Below are 835 nucleotides of genomic sequence, written 5' to 3'. Positions count from 1 at the left end.
ATTGAATTGCCTTTGATTTTCCCCTATATCCAAAGCCATCATCAAGAAGTTTTAAGGCTCAAAGCATGATATTTTCCACTCTTATTAATGCGGTAGCGGTGATTTTAAGCTCGCTCATTACGATTTATATGTGGGTAGTCATCATTTATTCACTCATTAGCTTTGTGCAGCCTAACCCCAATAACCCCATCATGCAAATCCTCGCTCGCTTGTGCGAGCCGGTATTTTATTTTTTACGCTCTAAATTCAAGCTTGTGTTTAACGGGTTGGATTTCGCTCCTTTAGTGGTGGTCATTGTTTTGAAATTTTTAGATTTAACCCTCATCCAATGGCTTTTTGCACTCGCCAAAAGTTTTTAAAGAAAATCATGCGTTTTTTTATTTTATTTTTTATCGGCATGCTTGGCGTTGGTTTTTCTCAAACCGAGTTCAATTTAAAAGATTTAGAAAAAAAGCCCGCCGGGATCGTTAGGGATTATTATTTATGGCGTTATATTAGCGATAAAAAAACCACTTTAGAAAACGCCAAAAAAGCCTATGAATTGACTCAAAATAAAAACAACGCCTTACAAAAGGCCATGCAAGAAAAAGGCTCAGACAATCCAGAAAAAAGCCCTGATGTTAAATTGCCTGAAGATATTTATTGCAAGCAAATAGCTTTAGAAAGCATGCTAGAAGGAACAGACACTTTCCAAGCAAGCTGTATCGCTATCGCTTTAAGATCAAAAATCAGAGATTTTGATAAAATCCCCCTTCAAACCCTTAAGCCCTTACAAATTAAAATCAAAGAGGCTTACCCCGTTCTTTATGAAGAATTAGAAATTTTGCAAAGTAAG

At 36.3% G+C, this 835-nt stretch carries 2 protein-coding genes; both read left to right on the top strand.

Translation table 11 applies throughout. The annotated features are described in order from the left end of the window. Positions 1 to 65 precede the first annotated feature (65 nt). On the top strand, positions 66 to 359 hold the full coding sequence (locus IEY73_RS34590; protein ID WP_000577946.1) for a YggT family protein: 294 nt from the start codon (positions 66 to 68) through the stop codon (positions 357 to 359). Continuing rightward, the coding region (locus tag IEY73_RS34585) for a hypothetical protein (protein ID WP_229716420.1) at positions 329 to 835 on the top strand (507 nt) is incomplete at its 3' end. The genes IEY73_RS34590 and IEY73_RS34585, both read left to right, overlap by 31 nt.

The organism is Mangrovihabitans endophyticus (assembly GCF_014646155.1).
GTDB lineage: Bacteria > Actinomycetota > Actinomycetes > Mycobacteriales > Micromonosporaceae > Actinoplanes > Actinoplanes endophyticus.
This window is presented reverse-complemented; position numbering and strand designations above follow the sequence as displayed.

Excerpts from the sequence above, each read along its gene's own strand:
- IEY73_RS34590 (WP_000577946.1), top strand. The coding sequence starts at position 66 with ATGATATTTTCCACTCTTATTAATGCGGTAGCGGTGATTTTAAGCTCG.